We start from the raw sequence: 23,516 nt of genomic DNA, 5'->3' as shown, positions 1-23,516 counted from the left end.
CGGCGTCTGAATGGTTCCGATCCCGGTCAAGGCTGGGTCGCCTTCTCGGCCTCGCCCTGCCGGGCGCGGTTCACGGCGAGCAGGTCGCCGATCAACTGGTTCAGGTTCAGCGTCGTGTCCAGCGTCAGGTCGATGCCGGTGTTCGAGGGCAGCGGCAGGTTTCGGTTCAGGAACCGACGGCTGATCAGGTCGCCCAACGTCAGGCGCAGTTCCTGCTTTTGCGGCGGGTCGTGCCGTCCGCGGATGTGGAACAGCACCGCCATGCGGTCGTCGTCGCGGCTGTTCACCTCGGCGGTCAGGACGTCGAAGGCCAGGTTCTCCATCGCCTGATAGGCCAGGTCCTCGACCATGCTCGGCGGCACGTCGCCCCCGCCGCCGGCGTCCACCTCGGCCAGCACCTCGCGCTTGATCGACAGCCGGCCCGGCTCGACCGCGACCAGCGATCCGCCCGTGACCTTGAAGCCCGTCCTGGGATCGGAGGTGAAGGGCAGGCGGCCGGACACCAGGGCGTCCAGCTGGACCTTGTCGCCGAAACCCGAGTCGGACACCACCTGGCCCAGCTGGACCCGGTCCAGCACCACCACGCCGCTGAACGGCTGGGTCGGGTCCAGGGGGATGGCGAACGGCTCGATCGAGACGAAGCCGCCCGCCGCCGCCACCCCCGCGCCGGCCACCTTCAGCGCCGTCGCGTCCAGGGCGAAGGTCAGATCCAGCCCGGTGGCGTCGGTGGCCGTGTCCAGCCGGTCGATGGTCAGGCGCTGGTCCGGCGCGGTGACCAGGGGCGTCAGGCTGGTCAGGACGATGTCGCCCTTCAGCCCCTCCACCGGCCCAGCCGGACTGGTGAAGTCCAGGCCAGGGATGGTCAGCCGGCCGCTGGAGGTCGGTTCGGCGTCCTTGGTCCAGTCGACGCGGCCCTCGAAGCCGGCCGACCCCCTCACGGGCGACTGAACAAAGTCGTCCAGCAGCGGCGTCAGGTCCGACGGCTGCAGCCCGGGCTCGGCGAAGACGATCTGAGGGGTCGTGATGGTCAGGCCGCCCGCGCCGGTCCGGCCGTCGTGGTTCAGCATCAAGCGGCCAAGAGCGGCCTCGGCGCCGGTCAGGTCGAACGCGCCGGTCCAGCGTTCGCCGGCCAGCCGCGCCTGGCCGGTCGCCGCCAGCGGATGGAAGCGGCGCGGGTCTGTCGCGTCGATCACCCGGGCGTCCGTCACGCCCGCGATCAGGCTGACGCCCGCCTGGCCGCCGTCGACCGTCACCCGGCCGGACGCATCGGCGAATCGCATGCCCAGGAACGGCGCCTGGGCCTGAACCTCGTCGAAGCCGCCGATGACGCGCCACGCCCCGTCCCTGGACGCGAACAGAGGTCCGTCCTGCGGGCACAGGCGACCCGCGACCTGATGGACGTCGTTCTCGTCCAGCTCCAGCCGTTCGACGGTCAGGTCGACGCAGTCCTGGGGCGCATAGGTCAGGCGGCCGTCGGCCAAGGCCAGCAGCCCCGCCGTCTTCGCATCGACGCCCCGGGCCAGGTCGAAATCCAGTCGGGCCCGACCGTCCAGACGGGCCTCGAACCCCGTCTCGGTCAGACGCCATTCCGGCACGGCGACGTCCAGTTCGGGCAGGCCGCGGCCGCGCGACGCCGTCAGGGTCAGCGCGCCGCCGCCCAGCCGTCCCGGCTCGGCCTGGTAGACGCCTTCCCCCGCCTGGGTCACGGTCAGGACGCCGCCGTTGCGCGGACGCAGCGTGGCGGGCCGGGCCAGAACGACGCTGGTTCCCGCCGTGCCCGTTGAGAAGCGGAAGGCCGGCGCCTCGAAGGCGAAGGCGCCCAGCGCCCGCTTCATCTCGGCCACGTCCGGAAGGTCGTCGCCGGCGACGGGGCCGAACAGCGGCCAGGCGCCGTCAGCCGACCGCAAGGCGCCGGCCAGATCGATGCGGGTGGCGCCGTCGTGAACCAGGTCCAGCGACGCGCGGCCTTGCGCCTGCTTCAGCACAAGATCCGCAAAGCCCAGCCGTTCGAAGGCCGCCTCCGCCTGGCCGGTCGCCTCGAAGGCGCCGTCCCGGCCGCCCAGGGCCAGGTCGGCCGTCCGGATCGTCGCGCCGCGGGTCTCGACCGCGCCGGCGCGAAGCGATGCGGCCGTCAGGGTCAGCGGGGCCTGCGCGCTCCAGCGGAAATCTTCGCCGCGCGTCAGCACCAGTCGCCCGTCCTCGCTACGAGCCGCGACGTCGGCGGCCTTCAGCTCGGCGCCTTCGATCGCTGCGGCGGTCAGGGACAGGGTCTGGGCCCCCTCGATGCGGAAGGCCTCGATCCACCCCGAGGTCCGGCCGTCGAAGCGCAGCGCCACATCCGCATCGCGCGCCTGCAGCGCGGGCTGGCCCAGGCTGTCGGCGGTCAGGCGGGCGTCGATCAGGGCCAGTCCGTCGCCCCGCCGCGCCTTCAGGTCGGGATAGGGCAGGGCGCCGGTCAGGGTCAGGCGGGCCGCCTGTCCCGCCAGCGCCGGCGTGTCGAACGCCGCCGCCGTCGCCGACAGGCTAAGCGCCACCCGGTCTCCGGTCGTCGTCAGGTCCAGACGCGCGCCCAGGTCGCGGGCCTCGATGTCCCCGCTCTTCAGCGTCGGCGCCGAGACGCCGCCGGTCAGCCGCATCAGCTTGCCGTTGTCGAGGCGGGCGTCGCCGCGCGCCAGGACCTGGCCGTACTCGGTGTCCACCCGCGCCCGCCCGCCCTCGACGATGACCAGCGGCGCGCGCGAATCTGGGCGCGGCGGCCGGCCGGTGAATTCCTCGATCAGCGGGTCCAGGGAGCCCAGCGACAGGCGACCGTCCCGCCAGCTGGCCCTCAGCACGGGGCGGACCAGGCGGATGCGGCTGGGCGTGACGCCCAGGCCGGTGCGCGACCACGGCAGGCCGACGGCGTAGTCGACCTCGACCCGCTCCACCGTCACGTCGGGATCGGCGGGGTCGCCGATGCGGACACGCCCGACGAAGCCGTTCAATTCGATCCGCTCGACCTCGACATCGGCCTGGACGCCCCGCTGGTCCAGCCAGCCCACCAGGGCCTGACGCGCCGCCGCCCTGCGGTTCAGATAAAGCGCGGCCGCCGCCACCGCGATGACCGCCAGGATGACGACCAGGGCGAGACCCGCGCGACGCAAAAGCCGACGCGAGCGGCGGGCGGGAGGCGGGGAAGCGGCCGGGGCGTCGGTCAAGCGCGTGCTGTTCAGGCGAGGGATGAGAAGGGCGACAGCATCGACGATATTTGCGTCAGCACAGCGAGGGAGTCCGGGTTGGCGAACGTCATGATGCGCCGAGGCGTCGCAGCCAAGCTGGGCGACAAGAGGGCGAAATTGTCAACAAGGCCGCGTCGTCCCGCACGTTCTTCTTGCGGCTATGCTTTTCGGCTCGGCGCCGAGAATCGAAGTCTTTACAATGAATGCCGCTCCGTTAACGGTTTGTAACGGACTGTCTTCCCAAACTGGTACAAGCGGGCTATAGGGCTTGCCTTCGTGTTCGGGGCCTTTGGGCGCGAAACTTCGCTGCAGTACGCTTTGGCGCCACAGGCGTCGCAAACAGACGGGGAACGATGGCTCAGTTCGACCCACGCCGCCAGCCGATGCGCATCGCGCCTCACATGCTGACTGCGGTCGCCGCCATATCGGTGGCTCTGTTCGCCGGACGCGCCTATCAACCCGCCCAAGCGGAAGAAGTTCCTCCCCTCACCGCGAGCCAGATCGCCGCTCTGGAAGCCGAGGCGTTCGCCGCCGCCGGCTCGCCGGCCGGTCTGACCGCCCCCGAGGCCGTGCCGGTTCAGATCCGCCGCGGCGAAACCTTCGAGCAGGCCGTGCGCCGCACCGGCGTCGCCGCCGAGGAAGCCAGCGCCGTCGCCGCCACCATCGCCAACGCCTTCGACCTCACCGAGCTGCGGGCCGGCCTGAAGTTCGAGACGGCCATCGCCAAGCCGCGGGACGGCCGGGGCGACGCCCGTCTGATCGGCCTGACCATGCGGACCGGTCCGGCCAGCCAGCTGACGGTTTCGCGCAGCTTCGACGGCGCCCTGCGCCTGCGTTCGCTCGAGGAGAAGGTCACTCACGAGACCGTCGTCCTGAAGGGCGACGTCGAACGGTCGCTGTCCGCCAGCGCCCGCGAGCTGGGGGCCACCGCCTCCATCGTGCGCGCCGCCAGCCGACTGTTCGCGACCAAGTTCGATCTCCAGCGCGACATCCGCGCCTCGGACGAATTCACCCTGGTGTTCGACCGCGACGTCACCGAGGCCGGCCGCACCGTCGACGTCGGCGACCTGATGTACGCCGAGCTCAAGGGCCGGACCTTCTACCGCTTCCAGCCCGCGGGCGCGAAGGAAGCGCAGTTCTTCGACGAGAACGGCAAGAACCTGCGTTCGGCGATGATGCGCACGCCGCTGCAGAGCTTCCGCCGCGTGAGCTCGAACTTCGGCGTCCGCACGCACCCGATCTCGGGCTATCGCAAGATGCACCAGGGCATCGACTTCGCGGCCGGCACCGGCACCCCGGTGGTTGCACCGGCGGACGGCGTGGTGGTCGAGGCCCGTCGCTGGGGCGGCTACGGCAACTGGCTGCGCATCCGTCACGCCAACGGCCTGGAAAGCGGCTACGGCCACCTGTCGCGCTACGGCTCGGGCATCCGCGCGGGCCAGCGCGTCAGCCAGGGCCAGGTCGTCGCCTATGTCGGTTCGACCGGCGCCTCGACCGGCCCGCACCTGCACTACGAAATCTGGCGGCGCGGCCAGCGGATCAATCCGGCGGGCATCCGCACCCAGGAGGGCACGGAGCTGACCGGCGCCGACCTGGCCGCCTTCCGCGCCGAGAAGAGCCGCATCGACCGCATCATCGCTTCGGGCGGCCAGCGCCGTCCGGCCCTGCAACAGGCCTCGGCCGCGGGCCTGCGGTCCGCCGACGCCTAAGGACGCGGCCTCAACCCACAAGTACGGGTCGGCGGTTGTCCTGGTCGGGGCAGGACAGCCCGTGGACGCGAAGGTCGGCCTCTCCGAAGCTCAGGCCCAGTAGGTCGAACACCGGGTTCAAGGCCGCGTCGAGCGCCGGGCCGATGGGCGCCAGAAGCAGCCCCAGCGCCCGGGTCAGGGCGTTCAGGTCCAGCGGCAGGTTCAGGACCTTCGGCGTCAGCTCCAGCCGCTGAAACAGCGAGGCGGTCAGGCCGCTGGCGAAGCTGCGGGACGCCACCGTCTTCACGGTTTTGGCGTCGATCTCGGCGCGATCGAAGCGGACCGTCTTGAAGCGGGCGTCGGCGGCTTCGATGTCGGCCTTGGCGTTCAGCGCCACCAGTCCCAGAAGCGACAGGACCGTGGCGGGCTGGGGATCGAGGGGGCGTTTGAAATCGTCCAGCCGGCTTTCGTCCACCACGCCGATCATGGCCCGCGCCAGCCCCGGCCGCACCCCGATCTGGACCGCCTCTTCAGGGCGGCAGCTCAAGGCGTTCAGCCGCGCCTCTGACGACGCCAGCTCGATCAGGAGGGGCAGTTCCACCTGCGCCAGCCCCGCCAGCTTGGCCGAGGTGCGAAGCCGGATGTAGAGGCGGGCCTGGGCTGTGCGGACGATCGGCGATCCGTCTCCGGTGACGGTGAGCCACGGCGAGCGGTTGGGCCTCTCGCCAATGGCCAGGCTGGTCTTCAGGTCCGCGACGCCTGCGGGCGCGTCCAGCGTCAGTGCGATCTGCCGGTCGCCGCCGCCGATCTCCAGCAGGGCGACGACCAGATCCAGGGCCGAAACCTCCGCGTCCAGCCCGGCGCGCACGCCTTCGGGCGCCTGGGCGTCGACGCCGATCAGCTGGCCGAGCGGCGCCTTCAGGCCGACCGCCGCGCCGGTCAACTCGCCCAGGGCGCCGCCGTCGCTCCCGCCCGCCAGCGTGTTCAGGACGTCCAGGGCGACGCCCGCATCGACCGTCGTCGCCAGAAGGGCGTCATAGTCGCCGGCGGTCACGTCCAGCCGCGTCGCCAGGGCGTCGGTGAAGGTCAGCAGGTTGACGTCCAGATCGGCCAGGGCGCGGTAGTCCATCAGGCTGAGGGATACGTCGCTGCCCGTCAGGCCGGACAGCAGCTGGTTGGCGACGCCGCCGTCCAGACGGGCCAGGCGCGATCCCAGGCTGAACATCGCCTTGGGCGCTTGCGGCGATGCGGCGGTGGCGCGCCGGACCACGACCACCTTCTGGCGTCCCAGCAGCCATTGACTGAAGAACAGCGGCGCGGGGGCGCTGACCGTGACCCGCGCGGCGTTCGCGCCCGCGTCGACGGTGGCGAAGCGCTTGTCGGGCGCCAGGCTCCGGTCGGGCGTATAGCGTCCCACGACCGTCTCCACCTTGAGATCGCGCGCCGGCAGGTTGGCGCCGGCCGTGGCCTGGGCGGCGGACGAGGCGCGGTTCAGGTCGCGCACGGCGGACAGGGCCGACAGGTCCGCGGCGCCCTGCAGCCGCCGGGCGTGAAGCGCCAGCGCGCCCAGGTCGATCGCGACGGCGGCGATGAGGCACAGCAGACAGGCGCCCCCGGCCGCGACGACGCCGACCGCGCCGCGCCGGTCGCGGGCCAGCCGGTCGAGGCGGGCCAAGTCAGCGCTCCCCGAACCGCACGGCTGCGGCGCGCTCGATCGTCTCGGGCGGCCGGGGCAGCATGGCGCCCAGCAGCATGATCGGATGGTCGTGAATATCGTAGGCCGCAACGACCCGCAGGGTGACGCCGTCGTCTTCCACCCGAACCGACAGGCGCGCGGCGTCCAGGGCGCCGATGTCGCGGGCGGCGGCCCTTGCCTCCTCCTCGGCGAGAAGCGCGCGTTCGGCCGCATCCAGCCCGCCGATCGACGCGCGCGCCGCCTCGGACGCGAGCGACTGCACCGACTGCGCCATCAGGAACCATCCGCCATAGACGACCGCGGCCAGCAGCACGGCGATAAGGATCGGACCGATCAGGGCGAATTCGACGGCGGCGGAACCTCCGCGATCGGACTTGCGCGTCGATCTGTCGGGCGGTGCGGACACGGATACATCCTCGCTCGGAGAACTCGCATAGGTTGTAGTGCGTGTCGGGTTAACATGACGTGTATCGTCGGCATCCGGAGCGTGTGTCGTCGTCCGGCGCGCCGCGTTGTAGAATGTTTCGGGGTAAATCTAAGGTTGTTGATACGTTTCAGCGGCTTGGCGGCGCCCGCGAAATCATGCGGCGCGCGGGCGGACCGCACACCTTTGCGATTTCCTCCTGGCGGACTTGACGGGCGCTTCGTTTTCAGGCCTCACGCGGCTTTCGCCGAGCTTCACAGGCCCCAATGACCGACGCAGTAGATCCCGTAGACGTGGCCATCGGAACCCGCATCCGCAGCCGCCGAGAAGAGCTTCGCATCACACAGGCGCAGTTGGCCGCCGGTGCGGGCGTGACCTTCCAGCAGATCCAGAAGTACGAGCGCGGCGTGAACCGCGTGTCGGCCGCTCGCCTCCTGCAGATCGCCGCGGTGCTCAAGACGACCGGCGCCGCCCTCCTCGGCGAGCTGGAAGGCGAGCATGGCGACGAGCTGGCGCTGGCCGCGCCGGGCGTGGCCGACCTGCTCGCGGCCTTCCGCGCCATCGACGACGCTGACAAGCGCGACGCCCTGCTGCTGGTCGCACGCGGCCTGGGTAACTGATTTCCAAAGATACGCCGAATGAAAGGCCCTCTCCGTCGTCGGGCGGAGAGGGCCTTTTCATATTCGGAGACGTCCGAGCGGCGCCCACGCCCGTGTCGAAATCCTTGAACATATAAGCATGTCTTTATATGTGTGTCCGTCAGACACACAGACAGGAGCTTCGGCTTGGCCCGTTCGTCCTTCCTCTTCACCTCAGAAAGCGTCTCCGAGGGCCATCCAGACAAGGTGGCCGACCGCATCTCGGACACGATCGTCGACCTGTTCCTGGCGAAGGATCCCGAGGCGCGCGTCGCCTGCGAGACCCTGACCACGACCAATCGCGTGGTCCTGGCTGGCGAAATCCGCGGCAAGGGCATCTGGGAAGACGGCGGCTGGGCGCCGGGGATCGAGGCCGAGATCGAGGCCGCCGTCCGCGCCGCGGTCAAGGACATCGGCTACGAGCAGGACGGCTTCCACTGGCAGACGTTCGAATTCTCCAACCATCTGCACGGCCAGTCGGCCGACATCGCCGTGGGCGTGGACGCCACCGACACCAAGGACGAGGGCGCCGGCGACCAGGGCATCATGTTCGGCTACGCCTCGAACGAGACCCCGGAGCTGATGCCGGCCACCCTGGCCTACAGCCACGGCATCCTGAAGAAGCTGGCCGCGCTGCGTCACGAGGGCGACACGCGGCTGGAGCCGGACGCCAAGAGCCAGGTCACCCTGTACTACGAGAACGGCAAGCCCGTCCGCGCGGCCTCCATCGTGGTGTCGACCCAGCACGCCAAGGGCCTGACCCAGGCCCAGGTGGCCGAGGTGGTCAAGCCGGTGGTGGCCGAGGTGCTGCCCGACGGCTTCATCACCAACGAGACCGTGTGGCACATCAATCCGACCGGCATCTTCGAGATCGGCGGGCCGGACGGCGACGCGGGCCTGACGGGCCGCAAGATCATCGTCGACACCTACGGCGGCGCGGCCCCGCACGGCGGCGGCGCCTTTTCGGGCAAGGACCCGACCAAGGTCGACCGTTCGGCGGCGTACGCGGCGCGCTATCTGGCCAAGAACGTGGTCGCCGCCGGACTGGCGGACCGCTGCACCATCCAGCTCAGCTACGCCATCGGCGTGGCCCAGCCGCAATCGGTCCACGTCGATCTGCACGGCACGGGCAAGATCGACGAGGCGGTGCTGGAGCGTGAACTGCCCCGGATGATCGGCGGGGCGACGCCGCGCGCGATCCGCGAGCATCTGAAGCTGAACAGGCCGATCTATGCGCGCACGACGGCCTATGGCCACTTCGGCCGCGAGCCGGACGCGGAAGGCGGGTTCAGCTGGGAGAAGACCGATCTGGTCGAGACGCTGAAGGCGCTGGCCTAGTCCATTCGGACAGGGCGGGTCAGGCGGCCTGGTCGACGATCAGGCCGCGCACGCCCGTCAGCACGGCGTCGGTGAAGTCCGTCTGGCGGGTCTGGGCGCCGTGCAGGGTCGCACGACCCAGATCCGCGCCCGCCAGGATCGCCCGGCGCAGGTCCGCGCCCGTCATGTCCGCGCCGCGCAGGCTGGCGCCGGTCAGGTCGGCCGGCAGCAGCCGCTCGGCCGTGATCATCAAGGGTCCCAGCTGCGCCTGGCGCAGGTCCGCGCCCGTCAGCTTCGCGCCCCTGAGCCTGGCGCCCCGCAAGTCCGCCCGCTGCAGCTTGGCGGAGCGCAGATCGGCGTTCTCCAGGTGCGCGCCCTGAAGCTGCACGCCCTCCATGTCCAAGCCGTAGAAGACCGCGCCCTTGGCCGACAGCGCCGTCAGGTTAAGGCCGACGATCGACTTCAGCGGCCGCAGATCGACGCCGTCGAAGACGGAGGGCTGGCCCTCGACGCCGCCGCTCTCGCACCAGCGGGCGTGTTCGCGCAGCATTTCCGCCGCCGGCATCTCGGAAACGGGGGCGCCGGCGCAGCGGTTGTCGGTCAGGGCGCCTTCCATGTCGGCCCCATCGGCGCGCCACATGGTCGTCTTCACACCCACCAAGATGGCGTCGCGCAGGTCCGCGCCGGACAGGTCGGCGCCGGACAGGTCCGCGCCCGCCAAATTCGCCCCGCGGAAGTCGGCCTGTTTCAGATTGGCCCGGACCAGCTTGCAGTCCTTCATCACCGCGCCGGAGAAGTCGGCCTTGATGGCGATGACTCCCGCCATCTTCGAGCGTTGAAGGTTGGCGCCCGCCAGGCAGGCGCCGGCGACCTGGGTCTGGTCGCGCGGCCGAGGTTCGATGATCTTGAACCCCAGCTTGGCGTCGGCGGCGGCGATGGTGCCTTCGCGCAGGTCGGCCTCGAACAGGTCGGCGCCGGACAGGTCGGCGCCGCGCAGGCAGGCCCCGCGAAGATCGGCGCGGCGCAGGGAGGCGTCGGCCAGGATCGCGTCCTGCATGTCGGCGCCGAAGAAGTTGGCGTTGTCGAGCTTGGCCCCGCTGAGGTCGCAGGTCTCGAGACAGGCGCCGGCGAAGTCGGCGTCAGAGAGGTTGCGGCCCTTCAGGCTGAGGCCCGAGAGATCCAGCCAGGCGAAGACCGCGCGGGCGCCGCCAGGGCGCGCCTGGAAAAGTCGGTCGTGCCGGGCGCAGATCGCGTCCAGCTCGGCCTGGGACAGGCGTTTCCTGACGATCGGTTCGGCGACGGCGACCATCCGGCCACCCTACAGCGCCAGACTTAAGAAAGCTTATCGATGCGGGCCTATTCGGTCAGCAGGCCCTGGTCGCGCAGGGCGTCGGCCAGTTCGCCGGGCGCGGTCCATAGGCGGGTGTAGCCGGCCTCGCCCAGTCGCTTCAGCTCGGTGACCAGATCGGCCTTTGAAGAGGCGGCGAAACGGCCGTCGAAGCCGGCCCCGTCCTTCGACACCCGCACCATCGGCCGGCCGGTCTCCAGCCGGTGCAGGAAGCCTTCGCACAGGGCCGCGCCCTCTTCGCACATCAGGCCGGTCTCGACCGTCAGGCCGGCGGCGCGCAGCCGCTCGGTGCCGCGACCGGCGGCGAAGGGGGACGGGTCCAGGCAGGCGATGACCACGCGCGACACCCCGGCGTCGGCCAGGAAATGGGCGCAGGACTTGCGGCCGGAAGACCGCGCGCCGCACGGCTCCAGCGTGACATAGGCGGTCGCGCCCCGGGCCTGGTCGCCGGCGGCGGGCACGGCCTGTTCCTCGGCGTGGGGGCGGCCGCCGGGCGCGGTGGCGGCCTGGCCGACGACATGGCCGTCCTTGACCAGGACGCAGCCGACCGCCGGATTGGGCCAGGTCTCGCCCATGCGTCCGGTCGCCAGATCGATGGCCTGGGCCATGAAGGCGCGGTCGGCGTCGGTCCAGGTCATGCGACGACTGGCAGGTCTTCGGCGCGCGCCGCATCGAGATAGCGCGCGGCGGTCGGCTTCAGGGCGTCGTCCAGATCGATCTCCAGCGGATTGCCGGTCGGGATCTCGACGCCGACGATCTTGTCGTCCGGCACGGCGAACAGCAGCTTGACGATGGCGCGCAGCGAATTGCCGTGGGCGGCGATCAGCACGTCCTCGCCGTCCTTGAGGCGCGGCGCGATCGCTTCGTCCCAATAGGGCTTCACCCGATCCAGGGTCGTCTTCAGGCTTTCGGTGTCCGGGATGGCCTTGCCGACGTAGCGGGCGTCGGTCGTGAAGTCGAACTCGCCGCCGGGTGCCAGCGGGGGCGGGGGCACGTCATAGCTGCGCCGCCAGACCTTGACCTGGTCCTCGCCGTGCTTCTCGGCCGTCTCGGCCTTGTTGAGGCCCGTCAGGCCGCCGTAGTGGCGCTCGTTCAGCCGCCAGTCCTCGACCACGGGAACGTCCTTCAGCCCGGCGGACTGCAGGGCCAGGGCGCCGGTGCGTTTGGCCCGCGTCAGGACCGAGGTGAACATGACGGCGGGGCGGAAGCCCGCCTGGGCGATCAGTTCGCCGCCATGACGCGCCTGGGCTTCGCCCTCGGGGGTCAGGTCGACGTCGACCCAGCCGGTGAAGCGGTTTTCGAGGTTCCACTGGCTCTGGCCGTGGCGCAGCAGGATCAGGCGGGGCATGGGCGTCTCCGGGAGGCGGTGGTTCGGGCGTAGGACGCTGTCACCAACCGGTCAAGTTTTCGCCGGGGATGTTGTGGGATCGGAGCCATATCGTCGCTCGTGCGTTGTTGCAGCTTCACCGGGGCCGCCGCTATACCTTCGCCATGTCCGACCGCCTGTTCTTCGCGCTGGCCCTGACCGGCGTCGTCCTGATGGTCGCCCTCGCGCTGGTCTGGCCCTGAGCCGGTCGCCCACACCCCTCTTCCCAAGGATTCCCATGCTGAAGCCCCGCCAGGACCTGAAGCCGAACACGGCCGCCTATGAAACCCAGGCGCTGGTCAAGCCGACCGGCTTTCGCGAATACGACGCCCGCTGGATCCTGGAGAAGGAGATCAACCTGCTGGGCATCCAGGCGCTGGGCCTGGGCCTGGCGACCTATGTCCACGAGATCGGCGTCCAGCCGAAGATCGTCACCGGACATGACTTCCGGGGCTACAGCCTCAGCGTCAAGCAGGCGCTGATCCTGGGCCTGCTGGAAGGCGGCATGGAGGTGCTGGACGTGGGCCTGGCCCTGTCGCCTATGGCCTATTTCGGCCAGTTCGAACTGGACGCGCCGTGCGTGGCCATGGTCACCGCCAGCCACAATGAGAACGGCTGGACCGGGGTGAAGATGGGGGCGAACAAGCCGCTGACCTTCGGTCCGGAAGAGATGGGGCGCCTGAAGGAGATCGTGCTGAACGGCCAGGGCGTGGCCCGCGAGGGCGGCAAGCTGGTCCGCGTCGAGGACTTCCGCGAGAAATACATCGCCGACGTCGCGTCGAAGGTTCAGATCAAGCGGCCGCTGAAGGTGGTCTGCGCCTGCGGCAACGGCACCGCCGGCGCCTTCGCCCCCGACGCCCTGCGGCGCATGGGCGTCGAGGTGATCGAGATGGACACCGATCTCGACTTCACCTTCCCCAAGTACAACCCGAACCCCGAGGATCACGCCATGCTGGTGCAGATGGCCCAGCGGGTGAAGGAGACGGGCGCCGACCTGGCGCTGGGCTTCGACGGCGACGGCGACCGCTGCGGCGTGGTCGACGACACGGGCGAGGAGATTTTCGCCGACAAGATCGGCTTGATGCTGGCCCGCGATCTCTCGGCCCTGCATCCGAACGCCACCTTCGTCGTCGATGTGAAGTCGACGGGCCTGTACAAGACCGACGAGGTGCTGAAGGCCAACGGCGCCGAGACCGTCTACTGGAAGACCGGCCACAGCTACATCAAGCGCAAGACCGCCGAGATCGGCGCCCTGGCCGGGTTCGAGAAGTCGGGTCACTTCTTCATGGCCGGCGAACTGGGCCACGGCTACGACGACGGCCTGGTGGCGGCCGGCGCGGTGCTGGCCATGCTGGACCGCAATCCGGGCAAGAAGCTCAGCGAGCTGAAGGCCGCCCTGCCGGACGCCTGGACCAGCCTGACCATGAGCCCGCACTGCGACGACGAGCTGAAGTACGAGGTGCTGGAGCGGATCGTGAAGGAATATTCGGACCTGGCCGACGCCGGGGGCGAGATCCTGGGCCGCAAGATCGTCGAGGCCATCACCGTCAACGGCGTGCGGGTGCACCTGGAAGACGGCTCGTGGGTGCTGGTCCGCGCCTCGTCCAACAAGCCCGAGCTGGTCGTGGTGGTCGAGAGCATGCGCTCCGAAGAGGACATGCGCGACCTGTTCCGCAAGGAGGTCAAGCCGCGCCTGGCCGCCTATCCCGAGATCGGCGCCTTCAACCAGGAAATCTGACCGATCGGGCGTGGCTGCCCGCCTCCGCCGCCCGTCCTCATGAAGGGCGGGCGGAGGGCGCGCGCGGTGGTCGTCAGTGGATGGCTTCGCCGTGCTGGGTGTAGTCCAGGCCCTCGATCTCCTGCTCCTTGGCGACGCGCAGGCCGGTGGTGAAACGGCACAGGGTCAGGACCAGATAGGTGCCCGCGGCGCTCCAGCCGATGGCCCCCAGCAGGCCCACGGCCTGTTTCCACACCGTCGCGCCCTCGGCCAGGGCGTTGACGCTGGTGGTGGCGAACAGGCCGGTCAACAGGGCGCCGACGATCCCGCCCACGCCGTGCACCCCGAAGGCGTCCAGGCTGTCGTCATACTTCAGCGCGTGTTTGAGCCAGACCGCGCCGGCATAGCAGGCCGGGCCCGCGATCAAGCCGATGAAGAAGGCGCCCTTGGGATCGACGAAGCCGGCGGCGGGGGTGATGGCGACCAGGCCGCCGACGATCCCCGACAGCAGGCCCAGAAGGGTGGGGCGCCGACGTTCGATCCATTCCACCGCCATCCATCCGACCGCCGCGCTGGCGGCGGCCAGGATGGTGTTGAAGGCGGCGACAGCGGCCAGGGCGTCGGCGGCGCCGGCCGAACCGGCGTTGAAGCCGATCCACCCGACCAGCAGCAGGCCCGTACCGATGGCGCTATAGGCCAGGTTGGCGGGGGCCATGTTGTCGCGGCCGAAGCCGTGGCGCGGTCCCAGAACCAGGGCGCAGACCAGGCCCGCGACGCCGGCATTGACGTGGACCACCGCCCCGCCGGCGAAATCCAGCACGCCCAGCCCGCCCAGGTATCCGCCGCCCCAGACCTGATGGCAGATCGGCGCATAGACGATCAGGTGCCACAGGATGAAGAACAGGATGCTGGCCGAGAACTTCATCCGCTCGGCGAAGGCGCCGGCGATCAGGGCCGGGGTGATGATGGCGAAGGTCAGCTGGAAGCTGACGAACAGCAATTCCGGCAGGCCCGGCAGCAGGCTGTGCGCCGTCTGCATCGTCACCCCGTTCAGGAAGGCGGCCTGGAGCCCGCCGATCAGCCCGTTGGCCGCCTGCGGGCCCGCGCCGAAGGACAGACTGTAGCCGGCGATGAACCACAGCACGGTGACCACGCCGAAGGCGCCGGCCGACTGGGCGATGACGCTGATGATGTTCTTCTTGCGCACCATGCCGCCGTAGAACAGCGCCAGGCCGGGCAGGGTCATCATCAGGACCAGCGCCGTCGCCGTCAGCACCCAGGCGGTCGCGGCGTTGTCGATGACCAGCGGCGCCTGGTGCGCCAGAAGGGCGGGAACATCGGCGGTCGGGGTCATCAGCGTGGTCTCAGGGAAGAGAGAAACGGCGTCAGGCGATGGTTCAAGCCGAAGTCTTCAGCCTTTCCTGCGTCCTGACAATCTCGGTGAGCGGCGTGATCCGGACGAACTGCGCCAGGGCCGCCGGCCAGTCGGCCAGCAGGCGCCGGGCCAGCGGCGAGGCGGTAGCGGCGTGGTGCGCCTCGACCAGGCCGCGCAGCCGCCCGGCGGCCTCGGCGTCCAGGTCGGCGAAACCCGCCAGGTCGCCGTTCAGCGCCCTGGTCGCCGAAGCGTCGGGATCCCAGACGAACAGCTCGCCGCCGCTCATGCCCGCGGCCAGGTTCCAGCCGACCGCGCCCAACACGACCACGCGGCCGCCGGTCATGTATTCGCAGCCGTGGGCGCCCAGGCCCTCGACCACTGCTTCGGCGCCCGAGTTGCGCACGGCGAATCGTTCACCCGCCGCCCCGGCGACGAACAGCCGGCCCGAGGTCGCCCCGTACAGGGTGGTGTTTCCGCAGATCAGCTGGTTCGGACGCCATTCCGGCGTGCGGATCGAGATTTCGGCGCCGGACAGGCCCTTGCCGACATAGTCGTTGGCCTCGCCGGTCAGGTGCAGCTCCAGGCCCCGTGCCGCGAAGGCGCCGAAGCTCTGGCCGGCGATGCCTTCCAGCTTCAGCCGCAGCCGGCCGGTCGGGCCCTGGGGGCCGAACCGACGGACGATGGCCGAGGAGACGGCGGCCCCCACCGTGCGCTGGGTGTTGTTCAGCGGATAGGACAGCTCCAGCGTCTGGCCGCGGTCGAGGAAGCGCACGGCGTCCTTCAGCACACGCGCGTCCAGGCTGTCCTCGATGGGCTTGCGCGCCGCCTTGTCGGCCCACCGGCCGGCGGCGCCCTCGTCGACCTGGACCAGCAGCGGGTTCAGGTCGAGGTCGTCCAGATGCGACCCGCCGCGCCGCGTCTGACGCAGCAGGTCGGTGCGCCCGATGATCTCGTCCAGCGTCCGGGCGCCGATGGAGGCCAGGATCTCGCGCGTCTCCTCGGCGATGAAGGTGACCAGGTTGACGACCTTGTCCGCTGTGCCGGTGAACTTCTCGCGCAGGCGCTCGTCCTGCGAGCAGACGCCGACGGGGCAGGTGTTGGAATGGCACTGGCGCACCATCAGGCAGCCCATGGCGATCAGGGCCGTGGTGCCGATGCCGAACTCCTCGGCGCCCAGCAGGGCGGCGATGACCACGTCGCGCCCCGTGCGCAGTCCCCCGTCGGTCCTGAGGATCACCGAGCCGCGCAGGTTGTTCAGCGTCAGCACCTGGTGGGCCTCGGCCAGGCCGATCTCCCACGGCAGGCCGGCGTGCTTGATCGAGGTCTGGGGCGAGGCGCCGGTGCCGCCGTTGTGGCCGGCGACCAGGATGGCGTCGGCCTTGGCCTTGGCCACCCCGGACGCGATGGCGCCGATGCCCGAGGCGGAGACCAGCTTCACCGTGACCCGGGCGTCGGGATTGATCGCCTTCAGGTCGTAGATCAGCTGGGCCAGGTCCTCGATCGAATAGATGTCGTGGTGCGGCGGCGGGCTGATCAGCGTCGTGCCCGGCACGGCGTGGCGCATGCGGCCGATGAATTCGGTGACCTTGAAGCCGGGCAACTGGCCGCCTTCGCCGGGCTTGGCGCCCTGGGCGACCTTGATCTCGATCTCGCGGCACTGGTTCAGATATTCGGCCGTGACGCCGAAGCGGCCCGAGGCCACCTGCTTGACCGCCGAATTGGCGTCGTCGCCGTTCGGACGGGGGTGATAGCGCTCGGGATCCTCGCCGCCTTCGCCCGAGACCGAGCGGGCGCCGATGCGGTTCATGGCGATGTTCAGCGTTTCGTGCGCCTCGGGGCTGAGCGCGCCCAGGGACATGGCCTGGGTCAGGAAGCGCTTTCGGATGTCCGAGACGCTCTCGACCTGATCGATGGGAATGGCGGTCCCTTCGCGGAAGTCCAGCAGGTCGCGCAAGGATAGGTCCGGCTGGTTCCGCACCACCTCGGAATACTGCTTGAAGCGGCGGTAGTCGCCGCGATTGCAGGCGTCCTGAAGCAGGTGGATCGTCCGCGCCTCGTGGGCGTGGGCCTCGCCGCCCGAGCGGATCTTGAAGAAGCCGCCCATCGACGGGACCGGCTGGGCCTCGCCCCACGCCAGGCGGTGGCGCTTCATCGCCGCCTGCTCCAGCCCGGCCAGGCCGATGCCGGAAATGCGCGACGGGGCGCCGGGGAAGAACTCGGCGGTCAGGGCGCGCGACAGGCCCAGCACCTCGAACTCGCAGCCGCCGCGGTAGGCGGAGATGACGCTGATGCCCTTCCTCGCCAGGGTCTTCAGCAGGCCCGCCTCGATGCCGGCCTTGTAGTTCAGGCAGGCGTCGCGCAGCGTCAGGCCGGGATACAGGCCCCGGTCCAGACGCTCCTGGAACAGGTCCTGGGCCAGCCAGGCGTTGACCGTGGTGGCGCCGACGCCGACCAAGACGGCGAAGCCGTGCGGGTCCAGCGTCTCGGCGGTGCGCACGACGATCGAGCAAAAGGTGCGCAGGCCGACCTTCGTCAGCCGCCCATGCACGCCGGCGGTGGCCAGGATCATCGGCGCGGCCAGACGCTCGGCCGAGCCGTGCTGGTCGGTCAGGACGATCAGGGCCGCGCCGTCGCGGGCGGCGGCCTCGGCCTCGTCCATGACGCGGTCCAGCGCCGCGCGCAGGCCGGCGCCGGGGCGCGCGTCTTCGGCCGGGACGTCATAGCTGCAGTCGATGACGGCGGCGGCGCCGGCGCCGACGGTGTCCAGCATCCGGTCGTACATGCCGTTGGTCAGGACCGGGCTGTCCAGCACGAAGACGTCGGTCTGGGCCTCTTCCTCGGCCAGGATGTTGCCCAGGTTCTTGAAGCGGGTCTTCAGGCTCATCGCCCCGGCTTCGCGCAAGGGGTCGATCGGCGGATTGGTGACCTGGCTGAAGTTCTGGCGGAAATAGTGCGACAGCGGGCGCGGCAGGGCCGACAGGACGGCGGGCGGGGCGTCGTCGCCCATCGAGCCGACCGCCTCCTTGCCGTCGCGGATCAGCGGATCCAGCGTCAGGTCCAGATCCTCTCGGCTGAAGCCGGCGGCGATCTGGCGGCGCGTCAGGGCCTCGCCCTGGGCCGATCGGGGCTCGGGTCCGGGGCCGATGATCGGCTCCAGGTCGACCATGTTGTCCAGCCAGTCCGTATAGGGATGGGCGGCGGCCAGGGCGTCGACGGCCTCGTGCTCGTCATAGACGCGGCCGTTCTTCAGATCGACGGCGATCAGCTTGCCCGGGCCGATGTGCAGGCGGCGCTTCACGCGGCTCTCGGGGATCGGCACCAGCCCGGCCTCGGAGCCGGCCATCAGCAGGCCGTCGACCGTCTCGACCGCGCGAAGCGGGCGCAGGCCGTTCCGGTCCTTGCCCGCCACGACCCAGCGGCCGTCGACGGCGCAGATGGCGGCCGGGCCGTCCCACGGCTCCATCACCGCATTGCAATAGGCGTAGAAGGCGCGGTGCGCCTCGGGCATCACCACGTCGTCCTTGGCCCAGGCCTCGGGGATCAGCAGGGCCTTGGCCATCGGCGCGGGGCGACCGGCGTGGACCATCACCTCGAAGACATTGTCCAGCGAGGCGGAATCGGAGCCGCCCGGCTGGACCACCGGCTTCACCTCGCCGTCACGATCGCCGAAGGCCCCCGCGGCCATGCGGATCTCGTGCGACTTCATCCAGTTCAGGTTGCCCTTCAGCGTGTTGATCTCGCCGTTGTGGGCCAGCATGCGGAAGGGCTGGGCCAGCTTCCATTCCGGGAAGGTGTTGGTCGAATAGCGCTGGTGGAAGACGGCGTAGGCCGAGATGAAGCGCGGGTCCTCCAGGTCGGGATAGAGGTCGCCCAGCAGTTCGGCGCGGACCATGCCCTTGTAGGCGATGGAGCGGGCGGACAGGGTGCAGATGTAGACGCCGGCTACGCCCTCGGCCTGGACCGTCTTCTCGATGCGACGGCGGCACAGGAACAGCTCGCGCTCCAGCGCCTCGCCGGCCAGGGGCTGGCCGTCCTCGTCCAGCGGCGGGGCCAGCATGATCTGCTCGATCTCGGGCCGCGTGGCGCCGGCCTTGGTCCCCACGACGGACAGGTCGATGGGCGTCTGGCGCCAGCCGTAGATCCAGAAGCCCGCGCGCAGGGCTTCGGTCTCGACGATGGCGCGCGCGCGGTCCTGGGCGCCCAGGTCGGTGCGCGGCAGGAAGATCTGGCCGACGCAGATGGGACCGGGACGTGGCGACTGGCCGATGGAGGCGACCTGGTCGGCGAAGAAGCCCTGCGGCAGCTCGACCATGACGCCGGCGCCGTCGCCGGACAGGCCGTCCGGATCGACCGCGCCGCGGTGGGCCACGGCCTTCAGGCTGCGGATGGCGTATTCGACCACGTCGCGGCGCGGGCTGCCGTCGATGGAGCAGACCAGACCGACGCCGCAGGCGTCGCGCTCGGAGGCGCGGTCATAGGCGTGGCCGGCTTCCAGCCGGGCGCGGGTTTCCTCGTACGTGCTCAGCCAGTCGCTCACGCCGCGACCTCCTCGGTGCGGGTCTTCAGGTAGCGGTCGATCTCGGCGGCGGCGTCCTGACCTTCCCGGACGGCCCAGACGACCAGCGAGGCCCCGCGCACCGCGTCGCCGGCGGCGAAGACGCCGGGCAGGCTGGTGGCGAAGCTGACGGCGCCGACCTTGATCGTGCCGTCGTCGCGCAGGCGCAGGTTCGGCTCGTGCGCGGCGAAGGGATCGGGCTCGAAGCCCAGCGCCTCGATGACGATGTCGGCCGGGATGTCGAAGTCGGAGCCGGGGACCGGCACGATATTGCGGCGTTCGCCCGGCTCGGCCTCGGTCAGCTGCATGCGTTGAGCGCGAACCGCGACGACCCGGTCGCCCTGGGACAGCAGGGCCTTGGGCGCGCCCAGCCATTCGAAGACGACGCCTTCCTCTTCGGCGTTGACCACTTCACGCGCGGAGCCGGGCATGTTCTCCCGATCGCGACGATACAGGCAGGTCACGCTGGCGGCGCCCTGCCGGATGGCGGTGCGGACGCAGTCCATCGCCGTGTCGCCGCCGCCGATGACGACCACCCGCTTGCCGCGCGCCTCGTGCCAGCCGTCCTGTTCGGCGTCGCCCAGGTCGCGGCGGTTCTGGTGCGTCAGATATTGCAGGGCCTCGACGGTCGAGCCCGCCCCCCGCCCTGGGGCCGACAGGATGCGCGGCTGATAGACGCCCATAGCCAGCAGCACCACGTCGTGGCGCGCGCGCAGTTCGCTCAGCGTCACGTCCTTGCCGACCTCGCAGCCCAGCACGAACCGGACCCCGCCCTCGACCAGACGATCGACCCGGCGCTGGACGACGTGCTTCTCCAGCTTGAAGCCGGGGATGCCGTAGATCAGCAGGCCGCCGGCGCGGTCGTGGCGGTCGTAGACGGTGACCTGATAGCCTTCGCTGCGCAGCCGGTCGGCGGCGGCCAGGCCGGCGGGGCCGGCGCCGACGACGCCGACGGTCTCGGCCCGTTCGGCCAGCGGGCGGATCGGTTCGACCCAGCCGTTGGCGAAGGCCTGTTCGCCCAGCCAGGCCTCGACCGAGCCGATGGTGACGGCGTCCCAGCCGGACTGGTTCAGGGTGCAGGCGCCTTCGCACAGCCGGTCCTGCGGGCAGATGCGGCCGCAGATCTCCGGCATGGTCGACGTAAGGGAGGCGACCCGCCACGCTTCTCGCGGTTCGTTCTCGGCCGACAGGCGCAGCCAGTCAGGGATGTTGTTCTGCAGCGGGCAGGCGTTCTGGCAGAATGGCACGCCGCAGTCGGTGCAGCGCGAGGCCTGCTTTTCGGCCGTCTCGGTCGAGGGCGGAATCGTGATCTCTCCGAAACCGCGCGCGCGCAGTTCGGCGGAGGCCTTGGAAAGGCGGCGCGGCTCGACGACGAAAGTCCCGCCTGGCTTTATGGTCTTGTGGGTCACGCGAGGCATATGCCGCAAACGGTCTGTTCAAGGCAAATATTATTGGCGTGAGGGGGTATCGGCAGGCCAAAAAGCAAGAACTTGCCATTAAGGGCGCGTTCTTCGCCAAAAGATGCTGGTTTGCACGGTGTGCGATGCAACACCGTTTTGGTTCCGGGGTGCGACAATCAGGAACCGGCCGGGTCCCCCAGCGTTGCCGGTGATCACCACCACAACAATAGGGGGCTTCCATGCCGCGTTGGACGACGCCGAACGGTCCGGGAGGCTGGCTGACGCTGGTGCTCGGAATCCTGCTGGCCGCGATCGGTCTGATCCTGACCGTGGGCGGCGCCCAGCTCGCGGCCCTTGGCGGCTCTTGGTATTATCTGATCGCCGGCCTGGCGCTGATCGCGTCGGGGCTGCTGCTGGTCTTCCGGGACGTGCGAGGGGCCTGGATCTACGGCGCGACCTTCCTGCTGACCCTGTTGTGGGCGCTGTGGGAGAAGGGGTTGAACGGCTGGGCCCTGGTGCCGCGCTTGGTCGGCCCGCTGGTGCTGATGTTCCTGGTCATCGCCGCCCTTCCGGCGCTGCGTCGGGGCAGCGGCAAGCTGGCCGGCGGAGCGGCCGTCGGGCTGGCGGCGCTGACGCTGGTGTTCGGCGTCGTCGTCGCCCAGGCGAACAAGGCCCATGTCGACAGCCCGGTGCCCGGCGTGCGCGGCGGCTACAATGATCCGGCCGTGCTGAAGACCGGCGCGGACTGGCCGGCCTGGGGCGGGACCGACAGCGCCCAGCGCTATTCGCCGCTGACCCAGATCAACAAGGACAATGTCGGAAGTCTGCAGCGCGCCTGGACCTTCCGCACCGGCGATCTGCCGGAAGAGCGGTGGGGCGCCGAGACCACGCCGCTGAAGATCGGCGCCACCGTCTATCTCTGCTCGGCGCGCAACAAGCTTTTCGCGCTGGACGCGGCCACCGGCCAGCAGAAATGGACCTATGATCCGCAGGTCGCGGACAACCAGATCCCCTATACGGCGGCCTGCCGCGGCGTGACCTATCACGCGCGTGCGAACGCCGATCCCGCTCAGCCCTGCGCGACCAAGATCATCGAGGGCACGCTGGACGGCCGCCTCGTCGCGGTGGACGCCCGCACCGGCCGGCCTTGTCCGGCGTTCGGCCAGAACGGCGCGGTCAGCATCAAGGAAGGCATGGGCGATCCCTATCCCGGCATGGTGTCGATCACCTCGGCGCCCGTCGTGGTGCGCGGCGTGATCGTGACCGGTCACCAGGTGCTGGACGGCCAGAAGCGGTGGAACGCCTCGGGCGTGATCCAGGGCTTCGACGTCGAGACAGGGGAACTGCGCTTCGCCTGGGACATGATGCGGCCGGACCGCAACGGCCTGCCGCCGGAAGGCGAGACCTACACCCCCGGCACGCCCAACATGTGGACGACGGCCTCGGTCGATGAAAACCTGGGCCTGGTCTATCTGCCCATGGGCAACTCGGCCGCCGACTACTGGTCCAGCTCGCGCCGGCCGCTGGAGAAGCAGTATTCGACCGCGATCGTCGCCCTGGACGTGACCACGGGCAAGCCACGCTGGCACTATCAGACCGTCCACAACGACGTCTGGGACTTCGACCTGGGCTCCCAGGCCACGCTGATCGACTTCCCGACCGCGAACGGCGTCGTTCCGGCCCTGCTGGTGCCGACCAAACAAGGCGACATGTACGTCTTCAACCGCGCCACGGGCCAGCTGCTGCACGGGGTAGAGGAACGGCCGGCGCCCACCACGGGCGGCGCCGAACAGGGGCAGCGGTCGCCAACCCAGCCATTTTCGTTGTTCGCGACGCTGAGGAAGCCGAACCTGGTCGAGGCGGACATGTGGGGCATGTCGCCGATCGATCAGATGTTCTGCCGCATCAACTTCAAGAAGGCGAACTATCAAGGCTATTACACCCCGCCTTCGACCAACCACTACATCAACTATCCGGGCTATAACGGCGGCTCGGACTGGGGCGGGGTGGCGGTGGATCCGGCGCGGGGCGTGATTGTCGCCAACTACAACGACATGCCCAACTACAACCGCCTGGTGCCCCGCGAGGAGGCGAACGAGAAGGGCTGGTTCCCGCGCGACGACCCGCGCTACATCGCCCAGCAGCAGGAAGCGGCCGAACGTGGCGGCAGCCTGTCCAAGGGCGAAGGCGCCGGCGATCCGCAGATCGGCGTGCCCTACGCCATCGACGTCAACGCCGGTTGGCGGGTGAAGTGGACGGGCCTGCTGTGCAAGGAGCCTCCGTATGGCGGCATCACCGCCATCGACATGCGCACCGGCCGCACCCTGTGGGACCGTCCGTTCGGCACGGCGCGCAAGAACGGGCCGTGGGGCGTTCCCTCGCACCTGCCGCTGGAGATCGGCACGCCGAACAACGGCGGCTCGGTGGTGACGGCCGGCGGCCTGATCTTCATCGCCGCCGCGACCGACGACCTGATCCGCGCCATCGACATCGAGACGGGCGAGACGGTCTGGTCCGACGTGCTGCCGGCCGGCGGCCAGGCCAATCCGATGATCTATGAGCAGAACGGCCGTCAATATCTGGTCATCATGGCCGGCGGTCATCACTTCATGGAAACGCCGAAGGGCGACTACGTGATCGCCTATGCCCTGCCGCAACGCGGCTGAGGCGGTTTCTCCCTCCCCTGCGGGGAAGGGGGCGCCAGCGACCAGATGGGGGCGGCTCGGAAACGAGCCGCCTCTTTTCTTTCAGGGACGCCTTGCCGGGCCGCGCCC

At 70.1% G+C, this 23,516-nt stretch carries 14 protein-coding genes; 5 read left to right on the top strand and 9 right to left on the bottom strand.

The annotated features are described in order from the left end of the window. Positions 1-26: 26 nt before the first annotated feature. Positions 27-3,197, bottom strand: a complete 3,171-nt coding sequence (locus ACE3PU_RS07490; RefSeq protein ID WP_374388260.1) for a YdbH domain-containing protein — start codon at positions 3,195-3,197, stop codon at positions 27-29. A gap of 374 nt (positions 3,198-3,571) precedes the next feature. On the opposite strand from ACE3PU_RS07490, the gene ACE3PU_RS07485 reads away from it, so the two are divergent. After that, the gene (locus ACE3PU_RS07485; RefSeq protein WP_374388258.1) at positions 3,572-4,927 is read left to right on the top strand and encodes a M23 family metallopeptidase; all 1,356 of its coding nucleotides are present in this window, start codon (positions 3,572-3,574) and stop codon (positions 4,925-4,927) included. A 10-nt stretch (positions 4,928-4,937) separates the two neighbouring features. Here the strand turns inward: ACE3PU_RS07485 and ACE3PU_RS07480 are convergent, their stop codons facing one another. Both ACE3PU_RS07480 and ACE3PU_RS07475 read right to left on the bottom strand, forming a co-directional pair. Continuing rightward, entirely contained in the window at positions 4,938-6,581 is a 1,644-nt protein-coding gene (locus tag ACE3PU_RS07480; protein WP_374388256.1) for a TadG family pilus assembly protein, read from the bottom strand. A gap of 1 nt (position 6,582) precedes the next feature. Then, positions 6,583-7,008 carry a TadE/TadG family type IV pilus assembly protein gene (locus tag ACE3PU_RS07475; protein ID WP_374388254.1) on the bottom strand — a complete coding sequence of 142 codons (426 nt, stop codon included), beginning with the start codon at positions 7,006-7,008 and terminating at the stop codon, positions 6,583-6,585. Between the two features lie 284 nt (positions 7,009-7,292). Here ACE3PU_RS07475 and ACE3PU_RS07470 point away from each other — a divergent pair, with 284 nt between their 5' ends. Then, entirely contained in the window at positions 7,293-7,646 is a 354-nt protein-coding gene (locus ACE3PU_RS07470) for a helix-turn-helix domain-containing protein (protein WP_374388252.1), read from the top strand. A gap of 165 nt (positions 7,647-7,811) precedes the next feature. Then, positions 7,812-9,002: a methionine adenosyltransferase gene (gene metK / locus ACE3PU_RS07465; protein WP_374388250.1), complete on the top strand. Its 1,191-nt coding sequence runs from the start codon at positions 7,812-7,814 to the stop codon at positions 9,000-9,002. Positions 9,003-9,021: 19 nt separating this feature from the next. Here metK and ACE3PU_RS07460 read toward each other — a convergent pair whose 3' ends face one another. From ACE3PU_RS07460 to ACE3PU_RS07450, 3 genes are read right to left on the bottom strand one after another with little or no spacing between them, the layout of a single operon-like run. Beyond that, positions 9,022-10,290 (bottom strand): pentapeptide repeat-containing protein, encoded by a 1,269-nt coding sequence (locus tag ACE3PU_RS07460; protein WP_374388247.1) that lies wholly within the window; start codon positions 10,288-10,290, stop codon positions 9,022-9,024. A 47-nt stretch (positions 10,291-10,337) separates the two neighbouring features. Further along, the gene (gene ribD / locus ACE3PU_RS07455; protein ID WP_374388245.1) at positions 10,338-10,967 is read right to left on the bottom strand and encodes a bifunctional diaminohydroxyphosphoribosylaminopyrimidine deaminase/5-amino-6-(5-phosphoribosylamino)uracil reductase RibD; all 630 of its coding nucleotides are present in this window, start codon (positions 10,965-10,967) and stop codon (positions 10,338-10,340) included. Then, positions 10,964-11,677 (bottom strand): 2,3-diphosphoglycerate-dependent phosphoglycerate mutase, encoded by a 714-nt coding sequence (locus ACE3PU_RS07450; protein WP_374388243.1) that lies wholly within the window; start codon positions 11,675-11,677, stop codon positions 10,964-10,966. The genes ribD and ACE3PU_RS07450 overlap by 4 nt, the downstream gene beginning before the upstream one ends. 256 nt (positions 11,678-11,933) lie before the next feature. Here ACE3PU_RS07450 and ACE3PU_RS07445 point away from each other — a divergent pair, with 256 nt between their 5' ends. Then, the gene (locus tag ACE3PU_RS07445; RefSeq protein ID WP_374388241.1) at positions 11,934-13,433 is read left to right on the top strand and encodes a phosphomannomutase/phosphoglucomutase; all 1,500 of its coding nucleotides are present in this window, start codon (positions 11,934-11,936) and stop codon (positions 13,431-13,433) included. Positions 13,434-13,506: 73 nt separating this feature from the next. Here the strand turns inward: ACE3PU_RS07445 and ACE3PU_RS07440 are convergent, their stop codons facing one another. The 3 genes from ACE3PU_RS07440 to ACE3PU_RS07430 are packed head-to-tail and all read right to left on the bottom strand — an operon-like array spanning position 13,507 to position 20,751. Continuing rightward, positions 13,507-14,766 carry an ammonium transporter gene (locus tag ACE3PU_RS07440; RefSeq protein ID WP_374388239.1) on the bottom strand — a complete coding sequence of 420 codons (1,260 nt, stop codon included), beginning with the start codon at positions 14,764-14,766 and terminating at the stop codon, positions 13,507-13,509. A 43-nt stretch (positions 14,767-14,809) separates the two neighbouring features. Beyond that, complete coding sequence (gene gltB / locus ACE3PU_RS07435) at positions 14,810-19,324, bottom strand: glutamate synthase large subunit (RefSeq protein ID WP_374388237.1); 4,515 nt, start codon at positions 19,322-19,324, stop codon at positions 14,810-14,812. Further along, complete coding sequence (locus ACE3PU_RS07430) at positions 19,321-20,751, bottom strand: NAD(P)-dependent oxidoreductase (protein ID WP_374388235.1); 1,431 nt, start codon at positions 20,749-20,751, stop codon at positions 19,321-19,323. Before ACE3PU_RS07430 ends, gltB begins: the two co-directional genes overlap by 4 nt. Before the next feature lie 230 nt (positions 20,752-20,981). Here ACE3PU_RS07430 and ACE3PU_RS07425 point away from each other — a divergent pair, with 230 nt between their 5' ends. After that, positions 20,982-23,408 carry a membrane-bound PQQ-dependent dehydrogenase, glucose/quinate/shikimate family gene (locus ACE3PU_RS07425; protein ID WP_374388233.1) on the top strand — a complete coding sequence of 809 codons (2,427 nt, stop codon included), beginning with the start codon at positions 20,982-20,984 and terminating at the stop codon, positions 23,406-23,408. Positions 23,409-23,516: the final 108 nt, after the last annotated feature.

The sequence above is a fragment of the Brevundimonas sp. genome (genome assembly GCF_041911375.1).
In the GTDB taxonomy this organism is placed as follows: domain Bacteria; phylum Pseudomonadota; class Alphaproteobacteria; order Caulobacterales; family Caulobacteraceae; genus Brevundimonas.
Note: the sequence above shows the minus strand (reverse complement) of the source record. Positions and strands in the feature narration are given on the sequence as shown.